The sequence below is a fragment of the Succinivibrio dextrinosolvens genome (assembly GCF_900116345.1).
Taxonomy (GTDB): Bacteria; Pseudomonadota; Gammaproteobacteria; order Enterobacterales; family Succinivibrionaceae; genus Succinivibrio; species Succinivibrio dextrinosolvens_B.
Genome location: NZ_FPAH01000024.1, coordinates 1 through 23,409, shown reverse-complemented (window position 1 = coordinate 23,409; position 23,409 = coordinate 1). Strand labels below are relative to the sequence as shown.

The 23,409-nt window shown below is 38.8% G+C and carries 25 protein-coding genes; 6 read left to right on the top strand and 19 right to left on the bottom strand.

From position 1 onward, the window contains the following. Position 1: 1 nt before the first annotated feature. The 16 genes from BM308_RS08315 to BM308_RS08240 form a co-directional block, all read right to left on the bottom strand. Positions 2–469, bottom strand: a complete 468-nt coding sequence (locus BM308_RS08315) for a hotdog family protein (protein ID WP_074944458.1) — start codon at positions 467–469, stop codon at positions 2–4. Further along, positions 466–1,638, bottom strand: coding sequence for a beta-ketoacyl-ACP synthase (locus tag BM308_RS08310; protein ID WP_074944456.1), 1,173 nt, complete (start codon positions 1,636–1,638; stop codon positions 466–468). The genes BM308_RS08315 and BM308_RS08310 overlap by 4 nt, the downstream gene beginning before the upstream one ends. A gap of 3 nt (positions 1,639–1,641) precedes the next feature. After that, positions 1,642–2,262, bottom strand: coding sequence for a DUF3261 domain-containing protein (locus tag BM308_RS08305; RefSeq protein ID WP_074944455.1), 621 nt, complete (start codon positions 2,260–2,262; stop codon positions 1,642–1,644). Next, entirely contained in the window at positions 2,252–4,558 is a 2,307-nt protein-coding gene (locus tag BM308_RS08300; RefSeq protein ID WP_143098585.1) for an MMPL family transporter, read from the bottom strand. The genes BM308_RS08305 and BM308_RS08300 overlap by 11 nt, the downstream gene beginning before the upstream one ends. Then, entirely contained in the window at positions 4,551–5,192 is a 642-nt protein-coding gene (locus BM308_RS08295; protein WP_074944451.1) for a LolA family protein, read from the bottom strand. Before BM308_RS08295 ends, BM308_RS08300 begins: the two co-directional genes overlap by 8 nt. Further along, the gene (locus BM308_RS08290; protein ID WP_074944450.1) at positions 5,185–5,634 is read right to left on the bottom strand and encodes an acyl-CoA thioesterase; all 450 of its coding nucleotides are present in this window, start codon (positions 5,632–5,634) and stop codon (positions 5,185–5,187) included. The genes BM308_RS08295 and BM308_RS08290 overlap by 8 nt, the downstream gene beginning before the upstream one ends. Before the next feature lie 201 nt (positions 5,635–5,835). Next, positions 5,836–6,825 (bottom strand): hypothetical protein, encoded by a 990-nt coding sequence (locus BM308_RS08285; RefSeq protein ID WP_074944448.1) that lies wholly within the window; start codon positions 6,823–6,825, stop codon positions 5,836–5,838. Next, positions 6,818–7,561 carry a glycosyltransferase family 2 protein gene (locus BM308_RS08280; protein ID WP_074944447.1) on the bottom strand — a complete coding sequence of 248 codons (744 nt, stop codon included), beginning with the start codon at positions 7,559–7,561 and terminating at the stop codon, positions 6,818–6,820. Before BM308_RS08280 ends, BM308_RS08285 begins: the two co-directional genes overlap by 8 nt. Before the next feature lie 22 nt (positions 7,562–7,583). Then, complete coding sequence (locus BM308_RS08275; protein ID WP_074944445.1) at positions 7,584–7,931, bottom strand: ApeI family dehydratase; 348 nt, start codon at positions 7,929–7,931, stop codon at positions 7,584–7,586. Next, complete coding sequence (locus BM308_RS08270) at positions 7,924–9,360, bottom strand: AMP-binding protein (RefSeq protein ID WP_074944444.1); 1,437 nt, start codon at positions 9,358–9,360, stop codon at positions 7,924–7,926. Before BM308_RS08270 ends, BM308_RS08275 begins: the two co-directional genes overlap by 8 nt. Beyond that, the gene (locus BM308_RS08265) at positions 9,350–9,919 is read right to left on the bottom strand and encodes a COG4648 family protein (protein ID WP_083425509.1); all 570 of its coding nucleotides are present in this window, start codon (positions 9,917–9,919) and stop codon (positions 9,350–9,352) included. Before BM308_RS08265 ends, BM308_RS08270 begins: the two co-directional genes overlap by 11 nt. 4 nt (positions 9,920–9,923) lie before the next feature. After that, the gene (locus BM308_RS08260) at positions 9,924–10,172 is read right to left on the bottom strand and encodes an acyl carrier protein (protein WP_074944442.1); all 249 of its coding nucleotides are present in this window, start codon (positions 10,170–10,172) and stop codon (positions 9,924–9,926) included. 120 nt (positions 10,173–10,292) lie between these two features. Next, a complete protein-coding gene (locus BM308_RS08255) occupies positions 10,293–10,550 on the bottom strand; it encodes a phosphopantetheine-binding protein (protein ID WP_074944441.1) in 258 nt (85 codons plus the stop codon). An 8-nt stretch (positions 10,551–10,558) separates the two neighbouring features. Continuing rightward, positions 10,559–11,359 (bottom strand): lysophospholipid acyltransferase family protein, encoded by an 801-nt coding sequence (locus BM308_RS08250; RefSeq protein ID WP_074944439.1) that lies wholly within the window; start codon positions 11,357–11,359, stop codon positions 10,559–10,561. After that, entirely contained in the window at positions 11,360–12,220 is an 861-nt protein-coding gene (locus BM308_RS08245) for a beta-ketoacyl synthase chain length factor (protein WP_074944438.1), read from the bottom strand. A 1-nt stretch (position 12,221) separates the two neighbouring features. Further along, entirely contained in the window at positions 12,222–13,295 is a 1,074-nt protein-coding gene (locus BM308_RS08240) for a methyltransferase (protein ID WP_074944436.1), read from the bottom strand. 565 nt (positions 13,296–13,860) lie between these two features. On the opposite strand from BM308_RS08240, the gene BM308_RS08235 reads away from it, so the two are divergent. The 4 genes from BM308_RS08235 to BM308_RS08225 all read left to right on the top strand — a co-directional run bounded on the left by BM308_RS08235 (position 13,861) and on the right by BM308_RS08225 (position 17,320). Beyond that, a complete protein-coding gene (locus tag BM308_RS08235; RefSeq protein ID WP_074944435.1) occupies positions 13,861–15,135 on the top strand; it encodes a porin in 1,275 nt (424 codons plus the stop codon). 376 nt (positions 15,136–15,511) lie between these two features. Beyond that, complete coding sequence (locus BM308_RS13600; RefSeq protein ID WP_306705893.1) at positions 15,512–15,646, top strand: hypothetical protein; 135 nt, start codon at positions 15,512–15,514, stop codon at positions 15,644–15,646. A gap of 30 nt (positions 15,647–15,676) precedes the next feature. Then, positions 15,677–16,648 carry a porin gene (locus BM308_RS08230; RefSeq protein WP_074944434.1) on the top strand — a complete coding sequence of 324 codons (972 nt, stop codon included), beginning with the start codon at positions 15,677–15,679 and terminating at the stop codon, positions 16,646–16,648. A gap of 387 nt (positions 16,649–17,035) precedes the next feature. Continuing rightward, positions 17,036–17,320, top strand: a complete 285-nt coding sequence (locus BM308_RS08225) for a hypothetical protein (RefSeq protein WP_143098584.1) — start codon at positions 17,036–17,038, stop codon at positions 17,318–17,320. A 369-nt stretch (positions 17,321–17,689) separates the two neighbouring features. Here BM308_RS08225 and BM308_RS08220 read toward each other — a convergent pair whose 3' ends face one another. Further along, positions 17,690–18,142 carry a hypothetical protein gene (locus BM308_RS08220; protein WP_143098583.1) on the bottom strand — a complete coding sequence of 151 codons (453 nt, stop codon included), beginning with the start codon at positions 18,140–18,142 and terminating at the stop codon, positions 17,690–17,692. Positions 18,143–18,341: 199 nt separating this feature from the next. After that, entirely contained in the window at positions 18,342–19,841 is a 1,500-nt protein-coding gene (locus tag BM308_RS08215) for a flagellar hook protein FlgE (RefSeq protein WP_083425508.1), read from the bottom strand. A gap of 290 nt (positions 19,842–20,131) precedes the next feature. Here BM308_RS08215 and queC point away from each other — a divergent pair, with 290 nt between their 5' ends. After that, a complete protein-coding gene (gene queC, locus BM308_RS08210) occupies positions 20,132–20,842 on the top strand; it encodes a 7-cyano-7-deazaguanine synthase QueC (RefSeq protein WP_074944430.1) in 711 nt (236 codons plus the stop codon). An 88-nt stretch (positions 20,843–20,930) separates the two neighbouring features. Here the strand turns inward: queC and BM308_RS08205 are convergent, their stop codons facing one another. Then, positions 20,931–22,508 (bottom strand): RNA-binding domain-containing protein, encoded by a 1,578-nt coding sequence (locus BM308_RS08205; RefSeq protein ID WP_074944429.1) that lies wholly within the window; start codon positions 22,506–22,508, stop codon positions 20,931–20,933. Positions 22,509–22,996: 488 nt separating this feature from the next. Between BM308_RS08205 and BM308_RS08200 the strand changes: the two genes are divergently transcribed. After that, the coding region (locus tag BM308_RS08200; RefSeq protein WP_177214432.1) for a helix-turn-helix domain-containing protein at positions 22,997–23,409 on the top strand (413 nt) is incomplete at its 3' end.

Genomic DNA, 23,409 nt, shown 5'->3' with positions numbered 1-23,409 from the left:
GTTAATCTCTTTTAAATAATCTTTTCAGATCGTCATCTGTAACTCGTATTAAATTAACTCTGCCGCTGGCAATGATTTTTTCCTCTGACAGGATTTCACCGTCAAAGGAGGCTATAGCACCATCATCCATAATTTTTTTGACTCGGATTTTAAGGGCTGAACCTTTATCAAAGTGATCTTTTGGATATTTCAGATCTCTTGCTCCTAAAATCATTCCCATTGGAGGAATGTCGATGTTGTGAAGTTTTGCAAGATAACCAGACCAGATCCCTACAGTCTGAGCGATAAGCTCAATTGTAAAGTAGGATGGAAGCTCTCCCTTTTCGTTTACAAAATTTGAGAGGACTCCTTCAGTTCCAACATTAGATTCGCATACGGCAGAATCCTCTGTAACCTCAAGCACCCTGTCAATCAGAATCATGGGTGGTCTGTGAGGCAGATAGTTTACTGGCAGAAGGTATTTGGTCATTTGTTTAATCCGATTATTACTGAAGCGTTATTTCCGCCAAATGCAAAAGAATTTGACATCATAAATGGCTTGTCGGCCTTTAAGCAGCTCTGTATCAGTCCACAGGATTCAAGCTCTGTATCCAGTTCTCTGTGTTCTGTACTCTGAGGTGGCAGAGTAAGGTTGTTCTCAAGAATATAGCACAGAATACAGCTCTCTAGAATTCCTGCTGCACCTAAGGTGTGACCTGTCATATATTTGGTTGAACTGCATGGTACCTTATCAGAAAATATTGAGGCTACAGCCTTTGCTTCCATAGCATCATTCAGCTTTGTAGCGGTGCCGTGCAGATTGATATAACCGATATCAGATGGAGAAAGTCCTGCACTTTTGAGAGCCATTTTCATGGCGCTTATGGCTCCTTCGCCTGAGGGATCGGGTGAAGAAACATGATATGCATCTGAGGATTCTCCAAGTCCTAAAAGACTCAGTGATGATTTCTCCTTTGAGAGGATCATAAGACCACCAGCCTCTCCGATACTGATACCGTCACGACCCTTACAGAAAGGTGTACAAGGTGAGGATGAGATAAGACCCATGGAGTTAAAGCCGTTGATAGGAACGGCACTTAAGGTGTCAGCTCCTCCGGCAATAACCACATCACAAAGGCCGCTTTCAATAAGTCTGTGGGCACTTATAAGAACTCTTGATGATGAAGAGCATGCGGTTGAAATCGTGTAGCTAGGTCCACTCACTTTAAGATATTCGGAAAGGAACATTGCCGGATCCCCGAATTCCTGAAAAGAGTAGAAATAGTTCTCAGAACGGAGCTTTGTCTTTTTATATTTTTTTATCTCTTCCTCAGACTCGCTTAGTCCTGAGGTTGAGGTGCCCATTACTACACCGATACGATCAGCAGGATATTTATCTTTAAAATATGAAAGCTTATCCTTAAGCTCAGTACAGAGATAGGCTAAAAAACGGTTGTTACGGGTATTATGCTCCCTGTATTCTGAAATATCCGGGAAAGAGCAGTCTTTTACACAGCCGAAATAGGCTGTTTTCCCACCGTTAATCATGTCAGAACGTGCTGTTAGATATTCACCGTGATTAGATAAAAGAGTGCTGATAATTGTATCTTTTGTTGCACCCAGCGCACTTACAGAAGCGTAGCAGTTAATGTAACTCATTGATTATTTGTTTAAATATTCTAAATTGATGCTGTAGTTAAACTCATGATTAACAATTTTTACCGGAAGATTTTCCGTATCATACTGAGCATATTTTATACTATAAAGCTCTTTTCCATCGAGTTTTCCTAATGTCACTGCATTATCATCTCTATGGATTATATATTCCTTAGAAATCTCCTCTGATAAGCGGTTTTTTCCGTCAAAGGCAAGCATGATGTCAAAGAGTACCTGATTTACAGGAGGCAGCATGCTTTTAGGGACATAGTATTTTCCCTGAAGATTCTGCTTTTCATATTTAAGGTTGAAAAGCGGAAGGGAGCTTAAGGTTAGTCCGGTAAGATTTATTCCGTCCTGATTTAACTTCACAATACATAAAAGAGAATTCTTTTTGCCGTTATAGTCGGCGGTCAGAATCTGACGGTACTCTTTCTCGCTTTCAAAACTGATAAAAGGCAGAGGAATTTTTGCATCTTTCTCTATATTGATGTATTCAGGCTCTGTCTTGTCCCCATTTACATTCTGTTCTGTGATTTTCGTGGATGAACTGCATCCAAAACAGAACAGCATCAGGGGAATAACCATAACATTGATGGTGTGGCTAAGAATAATTTTAAACTGCATCTTTAGTAATCTTTGATTTGGGCATAAAGGCTGAAAGTATGAATGCACAGATGATACCTGTTACAAGACAGATTGCAAAGCATTTTATTGCATCCACACTTGAGAATACCAGTATACCGATGGTCATAAGGGTAGTGGCAAGTGCTGTGAATATAGCAATTATGGAGGTAACCTCAAGCTTTGAACTGCTCATGAAGATATTGTAGTTGATGCCGATTCCTAATAGGACGATAAGTCCAAGCTCCGAGAACAGGTTTACTTCAAAGCCCGATAGTAGCAGTACAAAAAGTGCGGTGCCGATAGAAAGAGCAGAAAAACAGGTGCCCACAAGTGCTTTTGTAAAGCCGACTCGGATTGTAGATACTGCAAGAATGCAGAGCATGAAGATTAGAATCACCTTCATGAAGATTTCACGGTACATTTTAAAGACTGCAATCAGACTTCCTCTGTGATCAATATAGCTGCAGCCATCAACTGATGCTGCGATATCCTGTATTGCCTTTGCATCTGTTACATTCTCAAGTACCACCATAAGTGAGCTGTAATTATCTCCTCTGTAGTAGAGATTCTTATAAAGCTCTCCTGGCTTTGATGAAAAATACTCCTCAGCACTTAACAGATCACATTGATAATTCTCTGCCTTTATTTCAAGACCTCTTGCTTTAAGCTCAGTTTCAATCTGTGATTTTCGGCTATTTAAAAAGCTGCAGTTGTCAGCCTGTGTTTTTTCAGAGTTGAGTTTTAGGCTTATAAACTCCTTTAGTTTTCCCTCCCTCTGCGCCTTTGATAGATGTTCTCTTATGCTTTCGTTTTTCTCCAAAAGCGTGTTGTCATCTCCAGCACTTATCAGAAGATAGTTAAGATTCTCAGAAGTCTTAATAAGACGGTTGATACTTAGCTCCTGAGTTTTAAGATTCTCTGGCATTTTCTGAAAACTCATAGGATCGTCATTGGTTTTAAGATTGAATAAGGCAAAGATGGATGCCATACAGAGAAACGCAATAATTCCTGTGCGCAGCTTTGGCTGTCTTATAAAAGTGAGGTAGCCTTTAAAAAAGTCCTCAAATGGTAGCTTCTGTCTTTTTAGTCTTTCTAAAAATAAAGGTTCAACTAAGATTACAAAAAGACAGGCGAAGGTGATGGTGCACATACAGAAGAAAGCCATCTGGGAGACTGCCTTAACCGGTGAGAGCAGAATAATAAGATAGGCGCACAAATCGGTTATAACTGCAAAGGAGAGAGGCTTTGTAAGCTTTCTTATTGTCTCAACAGCGCTTTCTTTTGCTCCTATTCTTAAGGTCGTAAAGTAGATGGTGTAATCACAGACTATTCCAATGACACTAAGGCACATACCGATAATGATGAGATTGATTTCATCATAGATAAGTGTTGTGAATAACAGGGCAGAAATGATTCCGCAGAGGATTGAGCCTATGGTTAGAAATACCGGAACAAAGGAGCGGTATACAAAAAAGATAAGACAGAAGATGCCAATGGTGGTAACCGAACCCAAAAGAGTAATTTCTTTCTGCGAAGTTGATGCTGCGTAGTCTGAATAGAATACGGCTCCCTTTTTTAGTATTGAAACCTCAGGGTATTCTTTTTCTATCTTCTCAATTGCTTTATTTGCCTTTGCAGTGAAGTCTGAGGCTACCTTTGTGCTCATAGAATCATCATTTAAGGTAGCAAATACCAGCACCCATTTATGCCCTTGAGCATCATAGGCTGTAAGATGACCGTTCTCAATTTTAAGAGAGTTATCCTTTGAAAAGTCAGAGGCAAGAGCTCTGCCTACAAGCAGCAGATCGTTTTTTATTTCAGCGGAGGAAACTCCTGAAAATCCAGAATAAAGTTTTGAGAGAAGCTTTATAGAATAATTGTCAGATTCCAGTTCCTTTTTAATGTCAGGGGATAAAAAAGCAGCTTTGTACTTATAGACAAAGGCTGCACTCTGAAGTTTATCCTCATCAGAAAGCTTTGCGGTTATGTTTTTAAGATAGGAAATCTGACTCAGTTCCTCTATAAAACGGTCCGCAGCTTTATCGGTTCTGGCATTAACTGTTGAAGAATCTTTATAAGCTTCTGTATCAGCTCCGCCCACTGCGAAGATTACCTGGGAGTTGAGTCTTTGTATAAACTCTCCTTGAAGTTTTCGCTGCTCATTATTCTCGGTGCTCTGTGGAAGAAGAGATAGCACTGAGGATTCAATGGTCATAGCTTTAAGTCTGTAAAAACTTACAGCTGCAGCAATTACCATAAATATGCAGAGTAAAAGGGCAGAGAGTTTTCTACTCAAAATACTTTAAATCCTCATCAGTAACTGCTTTTGATGAAAAATCATAGTCAGAGAACTTCATGGTGGTGATATCGCCATTCGACCCCATGATCTCAAGTGAGTCTATATATTCAGTACCTTCAAGAGTAATGGTCTCAAAGAACTTCTTTAGAATCTCATCTTTTGTCCCTAGCTTTGCTGTATAGTGCTCTTTTGTCCCGGAGAGTTTACAGTCGAAGGCCTTTGTAAGAGAGTCATCCGGATTCATGAGTTTGAGCATCAGATTCAATAAAGAATGCACTGCAGGATTGTCATCAGCCTTAATGGTATGAACCTCACCTGCGCTGTACTCGGTTATGGAATCCTTTTTGATTGCCAGTACCATAGGATATGGTTCAGCCTGCTTTATAAGAACTCCCTTGTCCTTTATATTTACAATGGAGCCTGAGGACTGAAGATTAAGATTGGCATCCTTTAGATACTTATCCTGAGTAAAGACAAGTGCGTGAGAGCCTTTTCCCTGAAGTTTATCTCCGATTTCATTCAGAGTTAAAGCCTGGGCGCTTAAGGTTACACTAAAAGCTGTAAGTAAAAACAGGGCTGTTCTTTTTAAATAGGTAAACATTGTCTTTCTAAAAATAATCTTTCTAGGCATTTTCCTTTTTTACTCTGAATGCCTCAATTGCATCTAATAGTGGCTGAGGAGTCAGATATAAAAGCTCGTTGGTTCTGGCATCAATCATAACCTGGGCGGTATGGCCGTAGGCACAGAGAGTATCTGAGTTTAGAGCATAGACTTCATAGTGAATCTCTATCTTTCCCTCGCACTGAGTCATCATGCTAACAACTCTGGCACACTTGTCGGTAACCTTAAGAGGATTACGGTATTTACACTGGCATTCGACAATCGGCATGGCGAAAATATGTTTTTTCATCATGTCATAACCAAAATCGAAGGCATTGAACATGTCCTCGCGGGCCAGTTCAAAATACTTTATATAGTTTCCGTGCCAGACAATTCTCATGGCATCTGTGTCATGAAAGGAGATGGGAATGATGCTTTCATGGCTGATGATGAATTCTGGTTTTCTGTACATTTACTCTCTCTATATTCGTTTTTTCTTATATCTTAATTTTTAATTGATTGTATTTCTTTACTGTTATCTTAGTGTTAACAGTAAGTATATCTCAGCTCGTGAAGTTAAATCTTATCTGTAGCTTTAGAAGTCTAAAACTCCTTTCGTTGTAGATTAAACTTGAAAAGCTCCACTTTGTTTATCAGTAGCTGTATGGCTAATTTACTTTTTGAAAAAATCAAAGAAATTAAACCACTGATAAGGATATCTTATTGCAAAGTATTCTAAAAGCTCTGCATATTTCTGTACATAATCCTTTAAGGCCTCTTCTCGGTTTTTACGGGGTAGTTTCACCTCACTGAACAGATCACGGCAGAAGATTTCAATTTTACCGGTTTTCTCGTTTTTAAGTGCAAAAAGACACTGTACCGGGCACTTTAAAAGAGCTGCCAGAATAAAGGCTCCCTGTGGCAGAAATGCCTTTCGGCCTAAAAAATCAACTTCACAGACACGCTCTGGCTCTTTTAGCTTTGAAGTTTTATTCTCTGATTGCGAATTATCCTTAACTGGAGTTCTGTCTCCTACAATGGCAATCATGCCTTTATTCTCAATAATCTCAGAGAGTTTTAAGGCGGTATCCGGTCCTATACTGTCGGTTGCAATAATATTAAGCTGTGCATCGCGACTTACAGCCTTGAGGAGATTATTAAAATTCTGAGCGTTTTTAGTAAAGAAAACAGAGTAGACTTCAGGAGCTCTGGTGTCATTGTTAGTTCCTACTGCTCTTAGGGCATCCACATTACCTAAATGGGAACATAACAGGATCTTGCCACGGCTTTCCTTTTCATAGGCATAGAAGACTTCCTCGGAATCCTCCATAAACACCGCCTCCTGATAAAGACGGATGTTTCCTCTCCAGGCATTGATTTTATCTATGAGCATGCTGCCAAAGGACATAAAATGGGTAAAGCTTGAGTAATGCTTCTCACAAAGTCCCCTCTGAGCTCTTATCTTTTCTACCTGACATAGAAAGTCCTTAGAGATTTCTCTTTGTTTTTTTGAGAACAGATAATAAAAGAACATCACAGGATACAGGCAGAGTTTAAAGATGGCTCTGCCTCCGTAGTCATAGAAGAAGAGCATCAGCCTAATGCCGTAGTAACCGCCGACTTTTTCGCGGCTGTCAGACCAGTGTTTATTATTATCAGTCATGAGGGGTGAACAGCTTTTTCATAAGTACAAAGGGAAGTCTTAAGATCATGAGAGTGCAGAGCACAGTATGGATATAGCTTATCTTAAACTGATCGGAAAGTCTGAAATTGGAATGTCCATCCTTAGGATAGGCAACACGGGTTTCAAAAAACTTGATGTGCGTTCCTGCCCACTTAAGTCTTACCAGAATTTCAATATCGAAGGTCATTCCGAATTTAAGATTGCAGCTTTTTGCACACTGGCAGGTTTTTTCAACCGGATATGCTCTAAATCCGATCATGGCATCGATGATCTCATCACTAAGAGTTTCTATCTTTACAAAGAAGTTGGTGATTTTTCTGCCGATAACTCTGGATTTAGGAGCATTCTCATCATAGATTGGACTGCCTGAGATAACCGCTTCAGGATTCTCATTTATAAGTCTTGTAATCTTTTTTATATCCTCAGTATTATGCTGACCGTCTGCATCAATCTGTATGGCGTGAGTGAAGCGGTTTTCTTTTGCAAAGAGCAGTCCTGTAAGGACAGAGGCTCCCTTGCCCTTGTTTCTGTCATGATGCAGAAGAAAGACATCCTTGAGGTCTTCGCAGATTTTATAAAGCTCCAAAGCCTCCTCTTTGCTGTTGCCATCGTCAACAACAATAATAGGAAACTCAAAAGGCAAAAGACTCTTGATTACCCCTTCAATCCTGTCGGTATGTTTATAGCAGGGGATAACAATGCAGATCTTAGGCATAGCTTTTCTGTAATTTTCTTTTCTATTCAGTTATAAGCTTGCCTGAGGAAGCCTTTTCATTATTCTTTGAGGTAATGATATATTCAAAGGCCAGTCTCTTTTTCTCTGGCAGATATTCAAGGGTAAGCTCCAGTCTGTCATTAGGCAGGATTGGAGATGTGAATTTTACTGCAGGTGAACCGCCTTCAAATTTGATGTTAAAAAGGTCCTGGGCAAACTCCTGGGCCCAGCCGATCTGAACTACACCAGGCAGAACCTTCTGTGCTTCAAAGTGTCCCTCAAAATACTTTAAATCAGGATTAACCACGATGGTAACAATAGCTTTATTCTCACTTAGCTTGCTCGTGGTATAAAAATTTGGCTTAATCATTAAACAGCTCCTCTAGCAATGGAGTAATTCTCTTTCCCATGTGATTTACAGGGATTCTGTTTACAATTCTAAAATAGCGCGGAATTGCTACCGCTGGAAGATAGCCTCGTAAATATTCTCTTAAGGCCATCACCACTGATTTCTTATCTGTAAAGTTATTATCTGTACTTTTATCTTTGTGCTGTTCTATATGCTCCGCAAGTGCACTGTCCTTCAGAACACATACAGCACCGATGCAGGTTCTATTATTTCTGGTGATAACCAGGGCAACCGCATCCTCTATCAGAGGATTATTTTTCAGAAGATTCTCAATTTGTGTCAGACTTATTCGATTTTCTTCTATTTTTACAATTTTATCCTTGCGGCCTGTAATTCTAAAGTGCTCTCCTTCAAATTCGAGATTATCGTCAATTCTGCTGTAGCCATCAGACATCAGGGAGTCAAGTTTATAGCCCTCCTCAGTTTTAACAAAATTAACCACTGAAAAGGGAATAAAGAGCGGTCTGTCACCACGGTTGTCTCTGTGAGCCATACTGTTGCTCTCGGTAGAGCCATAGATTTCAGTTACTGCACAGTTGCACCAGTTATAAAAGCAAAGGGCTGCATCATCAGGCATAGGAGAGCCTGCACTTATACAAAGTCTGATATCAGGGGCCTTGATTTTTGTATCAAGTCTTTTGACAAAGGCTGGTGATGACACCAGAACCAGAGGTTCGGTATAGTTTGAAAGTTCCTCTGAGTACCTCAGCATATAGGTAGTCATTGGCAGATGTCGCAGTATCGGCATGAAGATACGGTAGGTAAGACCATACATGTGATAAGGCGGTACGGTGGATATGAGTCTGAGATTCTCAATAGTCTCAAGAGAATCATAAAGCTCATAGGAGCAGGATATGTCTATCTGCATGCTCTTAAGTGATTTGTTTACTCTCTTACTTTTGCCTGTGGTGCCTGATGTGTAGAAGACAATCGGAGAATTATCATCAAGAGATGAAAAATACTTATCGTTAAAGTCGGATAGATCTATTTCTGATAAGGCTCTGTACTCATTCTCCGCTATCTCTAAAATCTCTGTAAAAGCAGGTGAGGGTACAGCAATTCTGTTGATATTGAGATCGGAGATAACCATATCCGCTTTACTCTCAATAGCATCAAAGGTATGAGAGGTGATATTGCCTAACAGCACCGGAGTTTTTCCTGCATACATGGCAGCAATGAAGGCAATGCTGAAGAAATAGGCATTTTCAATGCATACTGCGATGCTTCTGATTTCCTTATCCTTTAGAAGATACAGGCTTAAGGCTTTGATGGAGTCAGTAAAGTCCTGATGGGTGTAAGCCTTATCCTTAGAATAGGCGACAATTCTGTCCTTAAAAAAATCGAAATTCTCAAATAGAGCCTGATGCAGGCTTAAATCATTATTTTTCATGAATTCGTCTGACAATAATTCTTGCAAGATATTCGCATCCTGCTAGGGTTCCAATCAGTATGTAGGCTATAAAACCGTTGTACAGAGTCCAGGTCTCCACGGTGCAGAACATAGCGGTGATAAAAGCCATGCCACCATTGGCCATAAAGAAGAGAACCCAGACTTTTGTTACTGTTCTGGTGTATTCAATGGCATAATCTGGAAGATCTTTATCATACAGCAGAGCCAGCCTGGTGATGATGGTCTTGGATGAGAACAGGGAACCGCCAAAGATAAAAAAAAGTATTGCGTTGACACAGACAGGATAGAACATAGCAATACGTTCTGAATCCGCCATAAAGGCAATAATGCAGATAACAGCAGCACACAGGGCACTTACTGCCGCTAAAAGAGTCTTTATACCCTGAGTTTCTCTAAGATAGAACAGCCTTAACAGAAAGATAACTGCCAGAGCAGGCAAAAGAATACTTAAAAGATTGAAGCTTACGCCCAGATATATAAAAAAGGGGTAAGCTGCTATTCCGCATATACAGAGAACCGAAAGCAGTCTCTTAGGCATTTCTCTAGCTATTGTTTACAAGCTTGTAAACCACATCCACAACATCCTGGACGGTGCGAACGTTCTTGAAGTCTTCCGGCATGATCTTCTTGCCGATGGTTTTCTGCAGCTTTACTACAAGATCAATTGCATCAATACTATCCAGCTCTAGCTCCTCAAAAAGCTTGCTTTGTGGGGTGATTTCCTCTGGCTCAATCTCAAAAAGACTGGCTAGCATCTGCTGAATCTGGGTAAATATTTCCTGTTGTGTCATTTTTAGTTCTCTTTGTTTTTTTATTTTCTATATTTTATTTTTTTTGAGAGCTGCTGTCTGTGACTTAGGTGCACCTATCTCGTACCTTATTGGGATAATCTGAGTGTTTCAGAATATCCTTTATTCTCTGTGCTCGCTGATATACTGTGCCAGGGTCTCAACGGAGTAGAAGCATTTCTTCATCTCCTCGTTGTCAGCAGATAGGGTAACTCCGTATTTCTGCTTAATTGCCATACCCAGCTCCAGGGCATCAATTGAATCTAATCCCAGTCCATCAACGAAAAGAGGGGCTTCTGTCTCAATATCCTCAATCCCGATATCCTCAAGATTCAGTGAATCGATAATAAGCTGCTTGATTTCGTCATATAGCTCTTTCATAAAATAACCTACATCCTTGTTTTAATAAGATTCTGTAAATGTTTTGCTAGTAATCTGGATACAGCTGAGTCTTCCTTTTCAGAGTACTGGGCTCTGAATTTTGCTGTATCAAAACTCTCTAAAAAGGTAATTCTGTACTCAAGTATGCCTGTGAATATGGTGTACCAGGGAGTGGTTTTTCTAAGACAGTCTCCGTGGAATCGAATTACTGCCGGTCTGATATTAAAATTACCGGTCAGGGCAATACTTGAAAATCCATGTGTAAATTTTAATTTATTTTCATCTATGGTTCTAGTTCCTTCCGGGAAAATGATGAGATTGTCTCCATTACCAAGAGCTTTTTTGCATTTCTGCATAATCTCATCGGTCCCTTCACTGTTAGCTATATAGCGGTTGCACCTGGCAATTCCCTTCATAAAAGGATTATGAATGATAGCTTCTTTCATAAGACAGGTGGCATGAGGCACCACTGATATGAAGAGTACGATATCTAAAAGCGAAGGATGGTTGGCAATGAAGATCATGCCTTTATCCTTGGCAATTTTATCGGTACCTTCAATCCTGATTTTAAAGATTCTACATACCTGTCCTGAGAATAGGTATAGCTTGAAACTTGAGGCTGTGATTCTTCTTGAGAGATCGGTAAGTTTCTCCTCATCCTTTATAAAGATTGATAGAAGTCTGAATACTATCTGGGAGAGGAAAAGCGCTCCAAGTCCGAATACTGAAAAAAACAGTGCGGCAAAGAATACTCTGAAGACTCCTCCTGTATACAGAAAAAGCTTTTTGAATAAACCAGATACTGCCATTTATACTGTTTCCTGTAGTTTTATCCGCCAGTTGCAGCTCTGACCTTCAAGAGAGTAGGCTGGAATCTTTTTGACGTAGTTTTTCAGAAATTCAATGACCTGAGGGAATTCATTTGAATCTTTGGAATTATTTGAAGCAGAGTAAGAACATGATGTCCTGTTAGAACTTGAAACTGAGTTGGAAGTTGAGTCGAGAGATCGAGTGGCTTCTGTATTGTCTGAATTGGTGTTACCGCGGGCTGCAGCGGCTTTGCCGGTATTTATACTGGATATGTTCAGCATATCTCCTGATTCTAGTACCAGTCCGATGGCATAAGGAAAATTTGGAGTGTATTCTCTTAAATAACCTGTATAGAACTCAGGAATGGTTACCTCATAGTCAACCAGCAGTATCTTTCTGTAGCCGGTTTTAAGCATTGCATAAGCCTCAATTAAGGCCTGCATGAAAGTATCCTTGCCTGAGCTAATGGAGGTTGAAGGAATTTTTGCCTTATTTAGAATAGTAAAGTTACCTACACCGCAGTTGTGCACCGACATTGAAAAATCAGTTGGTGAACATTCATTTCCAGAGGTTACGTCATCAAGGATTTTAAAGTTGTGTTCAATCTCTCCAGAGCGGCTTGAGTAGATTACCGCGTCAATATCGGGATGCTGCTCTAAAAGCAGAGTTCCCACATCTACAGCCATACGACAGCCAATGCTCAGACGTCTTGCGGTCATCATTGGAATCCTCTCGGCTTTAGGAGGTTTACTCTCTTTATCTAAAGAACGAGTGCCGTTTATAACCTCAGAAAACTGCTCATTGGTTACGATATCAAAGGCCTTGATACGATAATCTGCAATACTTAAGCTAAAGTTCATCCTAAACTCTCTTTTTGCAGATAAACATTGAGTTGCTGATACCAAGATTATCCTCTATAGACTCAACCTTAAAGCCGGCATCCTCAATAAGCTTTGTCAGCATCTGGGTGGTGAAGAATCTTGAATAACCGTTGGCAATGGCTGAAAAATACAGAGATCCTGCATTGATGGAAAACTTTGCTGCCTCAAACTTCTGTCGGTCAGCAATCGGCTCAAGAATACATACATGAGCGCCATCCTTTATAACCTTACGGATGGAGATCAGGATATTGTGAATATGCTCTGGGGCAAAACAGTCCAGGAACTGGCTCATCCACCAGACATCGGCATCCCCCTTGAGTTCTGGATTTGAAAGCATATCAACGGCAGTAAAATCAACTCTTTCGGACATGCCGTTATTGTCTATATTCTCCTGAGCCATTCTGATCTGGGATGGTAAATCTAAAATAGTTACCTTTGTATCCTTTAAACGTCTGCAGCACTCTATAGCAAATTTACCGGTATTGCCTCCTACATCATATATCACTTTTGGATTGAATAATTCCGCAATTCTATCAATTGCAGGAATAAAGGATGTCTGAGAGTAGAGATGATCCCATTCAAACCATGCCTTTTTAGCATCCTCAGGGAGTTCAGAGAGGTGAGGATAGATTGTTTCCCAGTTTTCATTGAATTCAGAAAGACCGCATGGTTTGTTCAAAGTTAGTGATTCATCGAGCTTATCAAAGGCTTTGTAACAGATATGCTTGGTGAAATCAAAATTGATTCTGGTCATGTTGTCATTTTCGAGGAAATAACCGACCTTTGTAAGCATGTATCTGTTTTCTGAATTTACTCTCACTATCTCTCCTGAAACTGCCATTTCAAGCAGAACTTCAAGAGCGTAGCGGTTCAGATCGGATTTACTGCACAGATCGTCAAGGCTAAGACCTTCCTTTGCTTTATCCAAAAGACTTAGAATGTTGTGATGTCTTAAGGTGTAGACTGTCTGAAACAGGATAGGTGCACATGCCAGATACTGTGCTTTTGAAATAGCTTCAAAGGCGCTGATGTTTTTTGAATTGGTGTTCTTCATATATATGTTTTAAGAATTCTGAGTTTGGTTAATTGTGCCAAAAACAGATTATTTTTCAAGTGTATTTATCCATAATAATCTTAGAGGATGAGATAAGGCTTAGATTGTTACATATAAATATCCAGTCTTAGGATTCAATTCTTTACAGACAATAATCTGTTATTCTGTCTGTATAATTTAATATACTTTGATGTGTTTAACATTTTTTCTGATTATCCTGATTTCCGTTGAATTGCTTTTTGTCATTCTGTCTATCTAACCTTGAAAAACACATATGCAGTCAGATAAATACCTAGTTTATTACGGTAAAAAAAACGAATTAAGACATGATGTGGTAATTATAAAAAGACTTAAAAATCAGCGAAATGAGGAAAAAGAATTAGCTGTAACGTAGCTTAAAAGTGTCGAGTTCCTCACAGTCTGTTAAAAAAAAACATCAAATTCGTAAATTTTTTTTAACTAAGTGTTTTTTAAGGTTGTTTTGAAAAAAACTTAGAGTAAACTACAAAATGTAATCGGTTAACTGATTACAAAAATCAATGAAACATATTAAAGGATTTATATTATGAAAAAGTCATTATTAGCTTTAGCAGTTGTTGCAGCAGCAGCTTCTGCAAATGCAGCTACCGTTTATGATAAGGACGGTACCTCATTAAATGTTACTGGCCGTATTCAGTCTGTTTATTACAGCAACAACTACGGTACTGCTGGTAATCATGATTCATCAATTCAGAACTCTGCTCGTTTCGGTTTAGCTGCCAGAACCCAGATCACTGATTGGGTCGCTGGTATCGCTGCTACTGAGTGGGATATGGATGACCACAATACCAACAAGATCTCAGCTCGTGATCAGTGGGTTGGTGCTGACTTCGGTGAGTACGGTGTTCTACAGGCAGGTAAGTTCCGTGATGCATCTTACTGGGTTGATAATGTTACTGATCACTTTGAAGATGCAGCTTGCGTTGCACAGGGAAACTTCGGTGCTCGTCGTCCTGGCCAGATCATGTATACCTATGAAAACTATGGCTTCCATGGTCAGTTAGGTATTCAGACTGCACTGGACAATGCAAAAATCTTTGGTGATAAGCAAGGTTCAATTGCTCTTCTAACTACTGATAGACTAGGAAACTCCTTTGCTGTTGATTCAGGCTTCAGCACTTCTTTAGGTTACACCTTTGATGATGTACTATTCGGACCATTATCACTACGTGCTGGCTACAGCTACATGAAGGGTCAGAGTGGTGACGATGTATTAGGTTACACTCTTGATGCAGATGGTGATTTCTTACGTGGTACCAATGGTGTTGCTTTCAAGAATTTCAAGCAGGCCAATGCTGGTATTTCATGGGGTAACTTAGATTCTGGTCTATACTTAGCTGCTTTATATGAGTATGCTAAGCTGACTGGTTTAGGTGGTCACTATGCTAACTTAACAAAGGATCAGGCTGGCAACTATGTAACTGGCTACAGCTTTGCTGATAACAAGGTTAAAGTTAAGGGCTTTGAGTTAGTAGCTGGTTATGCTTGGGATAACGGCGTTTCATTCTTAACCGGTTATGAAGTATGTAAGTACTCATATGATGAAGCTACTAATCTGCTAAATAATCCAAATCGTTACTATAACAATGCAAATATTTTTGTGAATACTGCATCATTACCAGTTTCATATACAGTTAGAAGAATTCCTGTATTCGTAAACTACAAGATCAACTCAAACTTCAATGTTTGGGGTGAAGTTGGTTTCAACGCTGGTTCAGATCACGCTTCTTGGTTAAGACCAAATGTTGATAAGGCTGTTGACCACACTGTATTCTCAGTTGGTGCTCGTTACACCTTCTAATAATCAGTTAACTTGATTTAGTCTAGATCCCTGCAGAGAAATCTGTGGGGATTTTCTTTTCCTGTTTTGATGTTTCTGGTTTCCTCTCTTTATTTATTATTCGTTTCTTTCTCTAACAAATAGAATGTTACCTCCTTTGTAAATCTGTTCCATTTTAGAGCATCTCTTAGAGTGTATGCTAATAGCCAATTTGTTTCATAAAAGGCATATAAATCATATTTTATAGGGGGTATTAGCTATAATTTTTTTATAAATCAGTAAATTATTTTGTGATTAATTTCATATTTTTATTGAAATGTATAGGAGATATCCATAAAATAAATTTTGTTAGTTACCTTATGCTAATAACTTATGTTTTGATTTTATGGAATTAATTATGAAAAAATCATTATTAGCATTATCTGTTATTGCTTTCGTTTCTTCAGCAAATGCTGCAACTGTTTATGATAAAGATGGTACCTCTCTTGCTGTTGGAGGTCGTGTTCAGTCAGTTTTTTATAATTTAAACTAACGCAAGGCTGGAAATAAGGATTCTTCAATTGTGAATTCAGCTCGTGTTAACATCGCAGGAAAAAGTCAGCTAACTGATTGGGTTGCTGGTATTGGTTTTGCGGAGTGGGATGCAGCTGATGGTCAGGAGCATGATGTTTTCTCTGCTCGTGATCAGTATGTTGGTGCAGATTTTTGTGATTACGGTGAACTTGTTGCAGGTCGCTTTGTTGATTCTACCTATTCAGTTGAGGCTGCAACCGATCTTTATGAAGATGCCGCTGGCAGTGTTCAGGGCAAGCTAAACGCTGAGCGTCGTGGTGGACAGTTAATGTACACTTTTGATAATAACGGCTTCTTTGCACAGGCTGGAGTTCAGACTGCTCAGAACAATGCTGCTCTTATTGATAACCAGTATTTTTTTGACGAGGATTCCTACGCGATTGACAGCGGCTACAACGGTGTTTTAGGTTATACCTTTGAGGATGTTGTTTTTGGTCCTCTTGCATTTAAGGCTGGTTACAGCTATGTAAAAGGTCAGACTAACGATGATCTTGGTGAACCGGCTGTTGATGATGCAGGTGAGCTGATTACAGGTGTTTATGCCAATGGTAATGCTTTTGAAAACTTCAAGCATGCTAATGCGTCTATTGCCTGGGGTAATTTCGAATCAGGTTTCTATGTAGCAGCTTTATTTGACCGTGCAGTATTAAATACTAAATACGATAGAAAGACCAACTATGGTTATGAATTAGCTGCAGGTTATGCATTTGACAATGGTGTATCTGTTCTTGCAGGTTATGAAACCAGCTATTACTACACTAAGACCGCAGGTGAAGAGTCTAAGTACAATAAGGCAATCGTACGTCGAATTCCTGTATTCGTAAACTACACTGTTAATGAGAACTTCAATGTATGGACCGAGGCTGGATTCAATGCTGGTTCAAGTGCTTCTGCTGAAGAATTTGTTAATGAGGCTGCACGCGAAGCTCTATTCTCAGTTGGTGCTCGTTACACCTTCTAAGCGAAACTAATTCTTGTTACAGTGATCTCTGGAAGCAATTTTCATGGATCATTTTATTTATATAAATCAAAATGATAAATAAAATAATGTGATTTTAGTCATAATCTAATCAATAATTATTAAATTTTTATCATGAATCAAATCTGACTCCTGTTTTTAATAATTAGTTTTGAAAAAAAAACTTAAATATTCTGTTATTGACCGATCTTCACCTAAAAAATTTGATCTCATCCCAAAATTATCTTTAACCATTTGACTTTTTGTAAAAAAAATTAGCAAAAATATGCATGATAATCACATTATTATGATTAACTTCTTGAAACTGCGAGTTTTTGACCTAATCTTCAAATGTGTGGTGATAATTATTTTTATTATGCGGGTGTTATCATGAAAGCGTTGGGTGTGTGTCTTGCTGTGGCAGTTTTCTCAAGCTCATCATTTGCTGCAACATTATTCGAAAAAAGTGGGCTTTCTCTTAGCAATGACTTTCATGTTTATTCTCAGATGAATAATGAAAAGTATTCTGAAACTGGTTATGTGAATAATCAGAGTTTTATGCAGTTTGATCTCTTTGGTGTTAACAGTATTATTTCTAACTGTGATTCCAATGGAAACTGTCTGGTTCAGAAGAATGAGAAAACAGATAATCCTGATGTTAAGTCAGTAAACTGAAGCGATCTTACCTGTTAATATCAATTATCTAGTAACTGCCATTTCTTGTTCTCTGTTATCTTGAGAGATGGCTGTTGTTTTTTTTATAATTTTTCTTAGATACATCCTCTCTAATGACCTTTCCTTTAAGTACCTTTAAATCAAATCTCTGCCTCAGGGGTGCGGACTGTTACTGTTGTCAAGAGCCTTCTCAGCAGTTCTAATTTGCTAGATTATATTGTTTTTAATGTAATGTTTTTGTTTAAATTCAGGCTGGTAACTCTGTTCATAGAAATAACAAAAGCCAAAGCCTTTTGTATTATGACTTTGACCTTTGTATCTTTAAAAATAGTAATGACTATGCCGTAACAGGTCTTTTGAAGTCTTGGTCTATTTTACTGTCTCGTTTCTTAAACTGGTATCAATGGCATTCTTAAGGTTGGTTACCCAGGTGTTGTAACGGTTGTGAATCTCATTCTTGGAGCGGTTCTGATTCAGACCGACAGAGTCTACGAGCGAAATGCTGTAGTTTGATTTATCAAAGTCAATTCGTACAGTTGCACCAACACTGGCTTTGTTCATCTGAGCCTCAACTGCAGTACCGGATACTCTGGTAACATCCCAGTTGTAGGAAGTACATCCTACTTTTATTGCATCCTGAACCTGTTTGGTGGTCAGACCTGCAGGAATTGTTCCGTTAGGGGTCATGATTGGCTGATGTTTATAGGCGCAGCCAACAAGAGTAAAGGCACATAATAAGCAGGTGAAGATTTTAATTAAAGCTTTCATATAAACCTCTTTATATTCAATTAGTCCCTGGAAACGAACTGGCACTAATGTCATTGTAAGAGCTCAATCCTGATTATTTAAACTGTCCAATGTATTTTTGTGAAACAGACGTTATTTATATTCTGAAAATCTGCCTTAGATCTTAATACTGAGATGGGAAGAAGGGATATTTTGTGATGATGTTCACTTTAATAAAAAGGCCTCACTTGTGAAAGTGAGGCGAACTATCTAAAAGAGAAACCTTGTTAATTTATTATCTGATGCTTAGGATTGAATCCATTGCTGTATTCTGAGTCTGCAGAGCCTGAGCGTTTGCCTGGTAGGTTCTCTGTGCAATCAGCAGATCAACCAGTTCTGATGCTAGCTCTACGTTTGACAGCTCAAGATTTGCTCCCTTGATGGCGCCGGCCATACCCACATTTGCCTGTGCAGCGGAAGCTTCACCTGAGTTAATGGACTGCTTCCACTGGGTATCACCAATCTTGATTAAGCCCTGTGGGTTGGCAAATGTTGCCATTGCCACCTTGGAGATAGGCTCGGTTCTACCGTTGGTATAGGCCGCAAGAATAATACCGTTGTCATCTACTTCAACGTTCTCCAGAATACCTGTTGCATAACCGTCGGTACTTACGTTGGTAACAGAGAACTTGGAGCTACCGTACTGGGTAAGATCCATGGTTATAACCAGATCCTGTGTTTTATCTACACCTCCTCCCATTGCTGATGAAAGGGTGTATTCATTATCACCTCGATTATGTCCTGCGTTTATTGCATTATCTACACTATATGGGGCGTTACTAATGTTTACAAGATGTAAGGTTGCTGGAAATTGTCCATTATCTTCAACTGCACCTGTGGATCCGAATACTAGCTGTACTCCATAGAGTTTTTTTCCGGCAATTGATGATGCTGCATTACCTACTGTGAATTCAACAGCGTTAACGTTTGATCCAGTTCCTCCAAGATTCGAAATATCAACTGGATTACCATCAACATACATCACAACATTCCAGACAGTTGCATCAGGTGTATCTCGTTTATCTGTACTTGTTGTTTCGTCACTTGGATTAGTATGATCCTTCTGAAAATAGTAGGTAAGTGTGTGTGCTCCTCCTAGAGAATCATAGATAGTCTGAGATGTAGCAGCAGTATAGGTTGATGAATCCTTAGGGTCAAATAGATACATTGCATTTGCTTGATCCTTAGGTTTTAGTGACTCTGCTTTTGCTGGCAGGTTTGCAATCAGTTCTGCTCTTGATGACATCTTAGGTGCACCTGTATCAGATGGAATCTTGATGGCATGAGTTGACATAATATCCAGATTAGTAACATTACCATCCTTATCAACATCATAGCCCTGCAGGTAGTCGCCCATAGCTGTTACAATGAAGCCATCCTTGTTAAGCTCAAATGCGCCATTACGGGTATAGGAACGATCACCAACTTCACTGGTTGTCGAGTAGTTTTCAGCGTTGGCAAGTACAAAGAAGCCGTTGCCGCTGATGGCCATATCAAGATTGTTGCCGGTATCACCGGATAGAGACCCCTGAGTAAACTGCTGAGCTACAGTAGTTGTGGTAACACCCATACCGGTTGCAGTCTTAGCACTGGTGAAAACGGAATTTGCATAGATATCGGCAAATTCTGCACGAGACTTCTTAAAGCCGTAAGAGTTGGCGTTAGCGATATTGTTAGAAGTTGTATCAAGATACTTCTGTGAACCTCTAATGCCTGAAATTGATGTATTAAACATAATGTTTCTCCATTAAATTTAGATAGTATTTTATTTTTCTCTCTGAGCTTTTTTATGCTTATATGGCTTAAAGCCTTATGGTTTGTCTACTAAGAAGCAAAAGCTGTGCCAATTGAGAATCTGTAAATATCTATTTGATAATTAACAGTTTTATTTTAATATTCCTGGTCTTTTGCCACTTATGGCAATGCTTATTATTAAAAATGATTACTGTTTTTGCCGGTTTAAACGAATGAATTGATAGGTGACAAGGATAATAAGAAAGGTAAAATAACAGCAGGAGAATTATTATGAAGAAAGCTTTAGTTGTATTTTCTGGAGGACAGGACAGCTCTACCTGTCTTTATTATGCGGTTAAGAATTATGATGCAGTTTATACCATTGGCTTTAAATACGGTCAGCGTCATGAGATTGAGCTTCAGTGCAGAAAGGAGTTTATAGAGGAGCTCAGACGTTTTGATAAGGAAGCTGATACCAGGCTTATCGAAGATAGGGTAGTTGATATGCTCTCTTTGAAGAACCTTACCGATTCTGCCTTAACCCATGATAACGCTGAATATGTAATGAATGAGAAGAACTCTCTTCCAACTTCCTTTGTTCCTGGTCGCAATCTTATCTTTCTCTGCTACGCGGCAAGCTATGCCTACAGTGTAGGAGCAGATACCATTATCTCTGGTGTAGGTCAGGCTGACTATTCTGGTTATCCGGACTGCCGTGAGTCAACTCTTAAGGCTCTGGAGACAGCCATTAATCTTGGTATGGAAAGCTCTATTAGGCTAGTATCTCCACTGATGCACCTGACAAAAGGGGAGACCTTTAAGCTTGCCTACGATTTAGGCGGTGATGAGTTTGTGAAAATGATTGTAGAGAAGACTCATACCTGTTATGAAGGGACTCATAACGATCTGCATGAGTGGGGCTATGGCTGCGGCAGGTGTCCTTCTTGCCTTTTAAGAAAGAAAGGATATGAAGAGTATCTGAAGTTGAAAGAGAAGCTGTAGTATGTAAGGCGTAATTTTTTCTGATTAGATTTCATTTGGACCTAAGCTGTCACCTGTGGAGACAGCTTAAGGAAATATCCATATAGATTTAATTTATTGAAAACCGGTACTTACCTTTTCCAACTCCCTCCACAGAAACAGTAATTTTCAGTTCCTTTTCCATTCTCTTCAGATAAGAGGTTGCAGTAACTTCTGAACAGCCTAGGATCTCGACCACACGTGTATTTCCAAAAACCTCTGTACCAATATTTTCATATAACTTCAGAATGTTATTTTTTATATTACTTGAATAGTTTGAATCCATGATTTTCTGTTTCAGAACTTTTGTATCAGCTTCTATTTTAAGATTTTTATTCAGATCGGTCTTGTTTTTGGTTTTGTAGTATTCTTCGTTAACAGGAATAACTACAGAGGTGACATTATCATTGGAGTCAAATGTCTTATAGTAAAGATCAGGAGAGCCGTTTTCTCTCATTGACCTTTTGGCTTCACCAATTCCAGTACCGAAGGATTCAATTATTCCTAAATCCTTGAACATATCTCTTATTTCTGGATTCTCAGTATCTCTCTCGTTAAAGAATGATCTCTCATTTAAATCAGTGATGCGAATAGGTGGTAGCGGTTTATTGTAATTTACTATATTTATTTGTTTTTCTGACACATATACCTGGATAGGTTTTCCATTCTCGTAATTGTTATGAACAATTGCATTTGCTAGAAGCTCTTCTAGTGCAATAAAGGTAAAATTCTCTATTTTTCTGTTCTCAGCGTTGCCTTCTTCTCTTAGTACCAGTTCGTTAAGAAAATTTGTGTTTATATAATCTAAAACTGCGTAGTACTGTTTCCAGATGGCTCCCTTAAAAATCTTAGATTCCATCTTTCTTTTAGTTCCGAACATATCTACAATAAGCTCAGTGTAGGCATATGGAATATGTTTATCCGGATGTTCTGAAAACATTAGAAGGGCAAAGTTTTTTACACGGTTTCCTGCAGGATCATTTTTATCAATTAAATTCAGGGAATTGGCAAGATCTTTCTTTTCCATGCCTTCACTGATCTGTCTGGTGCTGGTTTTAGAAACGTATCCCTTGATTAAATCCATGTCTAAATCATCAAGAGTAGCTCCTGAACTTACAATTGAGCTGAAATGAAAGTTAGAAAATTTGCGTAAAAGATCATATTCCTCATCAACTCTAGCAAGACGTGTATCCGCTTCAATTCTCACATATCTGCCGGGCTTTAGGTGAATCCTTTTGTCCTTTTCGGCTTTTTCAGCTACCATAAATGGTCCACCAGTCTGGCGTAGGACAATTAAAATCAGATAGCTGATTCCATCAAGTTCGTTAGATAAGACTTCAAACAAAACATTTGGATAAAGAAATGAGCGTAAGGAATTAATGGTATTTTTGCATTTCTCCAGCTGGCCTTTGTAAATTCCTTTTATAGGCAATACTGGTACAGCCTTATTTGCTTCATTATTCTCTTCTTCTACGCCAATAAAAATATATTGAATATCGTTGTTGTAGTAATTATTTCCATAAGCACAGATTGTTTTCAGTATTTTGTCCAGCTGTTGTTCAGAGGCTTTGTATTCTATGTAAGAACATTCTGCGGTTTTATTCTTTAGGATCTCGTTTGCTTGTTTTTTTATTTGTACGTAATCCATAATTTTTACCTCTGAATCCAAAGTTTTTTACTATCAAACCAAAGAAATTGTATACCAAACCAAAGAAATTGTATACCAATCCAAAGTTTTTTTGTTTCGAAAACAGAAATTTTTTGTATCAAACCAAAGTTTTTATAATCCAATCAAAATAAATTAGCTGCCTATCCAAAGTTTATTGCTTTCAATCCAAAGAAATTAGGGCCCAATCCAAAGTTTTTAGCATCCAATCCAAAGAAATTAGGGCCCAATCCAAAGTTTTTAGCATCCAATCCAAAGAAATATGGTATCAAACCAAAAGTTTTAGCATTCAATCCAAAGAAATCAGGGGCTAATAACAGTTTCGATAAATCTATAAATTGTTTATAAAGTCTACAAAAATTTTGTAGACTTTGTTTTTCTCTGCTTTATTTGATTGTCAGCAGAAGGTAAAATAGTTGGTCTCGTAAATTACTAAAAGAAGCAGCAGAAGCTGACAGGTAACAATAAGAATGATTGTAGGACAGGTTATTGAGCTTAAGGCAAACAATAAGTTTTTTACTTATTGTCGTAAGGCCTTTGGTGTAAGACGATTTGCCTACAACTGGGCTGTAGCGAAGTTTAAAAAGGACTATGTTGCACACATTGTAGCCATGTACCGATATAACAAAGAGCTGGCTGAATACAAAAAATCACCTCTTCAGTCTGCAGTGGCTCCTTTAAAGCCTAAGCTGCCAACATGGCAGGATTACAAGAAAGAATTCAATGCCATCCGTCTGGAAGAATATCCATTCACATACGAAGTAACTAAATATGCCTCTCAGCAGGCTTTTGCCAACTTCGGAAAAGCAGTATCCAACTACTTTGAAAATGTCAAAAAAAGAAAGAAGGCAAAGGTAAAGCAGAACAGTAAAAAAAGAAAAGC

Excerpts from the sequence above, each read along its gene's own strand:
- BM308_RS08315 (WP_074944458.1), bottom strand. The coding sequence starts at position 469 with ATGACCAAATACCTTCTGCCAGTAAACTATCTGCCTCACAGACCACCC.
- BM308_RS08310 (WP_074944456.1), bottom strand. The coding sequence starts at position 1,638 with ATGAGTTACATTAACTGCTACGCTTCTGTAAGTGCGCTGGGTGCAACA.
- BM308_RS08305 (WP_074944455.1), bottom strand. The coding sequence starts at position 2,262 with ATGCAGTTTAAAATTATTCTTAGCCACACCATCAATGTTATGGTTATT.
- BM308_RS08295 (WP_074944451.1), bottom strand. The coding sequence starts at position 5,192 with ATGCCTAGAAAGATTATTTTTAGAAAGACAATGTTTACCTATTTAAAA.
- BM308_RS08290 (WP_074944450.1), bottom strand. The coding sequence starts at position 5,634 with ATGTACAGAAAACCAGAATTCATCATCAGCCATGAAAGCATCATTCCC.
- BM308_RS08285 (WP_074944448.1), bottom strand. The coding sequence starts at position 6,825 with ATGACTGATAATAATAAACACTGGTCTGACAGCCGCGAAAAAGTCGGC.
- BM308_RS08280 (WP_074944447.1), bottom strand. The coding sequence starts at position 7,561 with ATGCCTAAGATCTGCATTGTTATCCCCTGCTATAAACATACCGACAGG.
- BM308_RS08275 (WP_074944445.1), bottom strand. The coding sequence starts at position 7,931 with ATGATTAAGCCAAATTTTTATACCACGAGCAAGCTAAGTGAGAATAAA.
- BM308_RS08270 (WP_074944444.1), bottom strand. The coding sequence starts at position 9,360 with ATGAAAAATAATGATTTAAGCCTGCATCAGGCTCTATTTGAGAATTTC.
- BM308_RS08265 (WP_083425509.1), bottom strand. The coding sequence starts at position 9,919 with ATGCCTAAGAGACTGCTTTCGGTTCTCTGTATATGCGGAATAGCAGCT.
- BM308_RS08260 (WP_074944442.1), bottom strand. The coding sequence starts at position 10,172 with ATGACACAACAGGAAATATTTACCCAGATTCAGCAGATGCTAGCCAGT.
- BM308_RS08255 (WP_074944441.1), bottom strand. The coding sequence starts at position 10,550 with ATGAAAGAGCTATATGACGAAATCAAGCAGCTTATTATCGATTCACTG.
- BM308_RS08250 (WP_074944439.1), bottom strand. The coding sequence starts at position 11,359 with ATGGCAGTATCTGGTTTATTCAAAAAGCTTTTTCTGTATACAGGAGGA.
- BM308_RS08245 (WP_074944438.1), bottom strand. The coding sequence starts at position 12,220 with ATGAACTTTAGCTTAAGTATTGCAGATTATCGTATCAAGGCCTTTGAT.
- BM308_RS08240 (WP_074944436.1), bottom strand. The coding sequence starts at position 13,295 with ATGAAGAACACCAATTCAAAAAACATCAGCGCCTTTGAAGCTATTTCA.
- BM308_RS08235 (WP_074944435.1), top strand. The coding sequence starts at position 13,861 with ATGAAAAAGTCATTATTAGCTTTAGCAGTTGTTGCAGCAGCAGCTTCT.
- BM308_RS13600 (WP_306705893.1), top strand. The coding sequence starts at position 15,512 with ATGAAAAAATCATTATTAGCATTATCTGTTATTGCTTTCGTTTCTTCA.
- BM308_RS08225 (WP_143098584.1), top strand. The coding sequence starts at position 17,036 with ATGAAAGCGTTGGGTGTGTGTCTTGCTGTGGCAGTTTTCTCAAGCTCA.
- BM308_RS08220 (WP_143098583.1), bottom strand. The coding sequence starts at position 18,142 with ATGACATTAGTGCCAGTTCGTTTCCAGGGACTAATTGAATATAAAGAG.
- BM308_RS08215 (WP_083425508.1), bottom strand. The coding sequence starts at position 19,841 with ATGTTTAATACATCAATTTCAGGCATTAGAGGTTCACAGAAGTATCTT.
- queC (WP_074944430.1), top strand. The coding sequence starts at position 20,132 with ATGAAGAAAGCTTTAGTTGTATTTTCTGGAGGACAGGACAGCTCTACC.
- BM308_RS08205 (WP_074944429.1), bottom strand. The coding sequence starts at position 22,508 with ATGGATTACGTACAAATAAAAAAACAAGCAAACGAGATCCTAAAGAAT.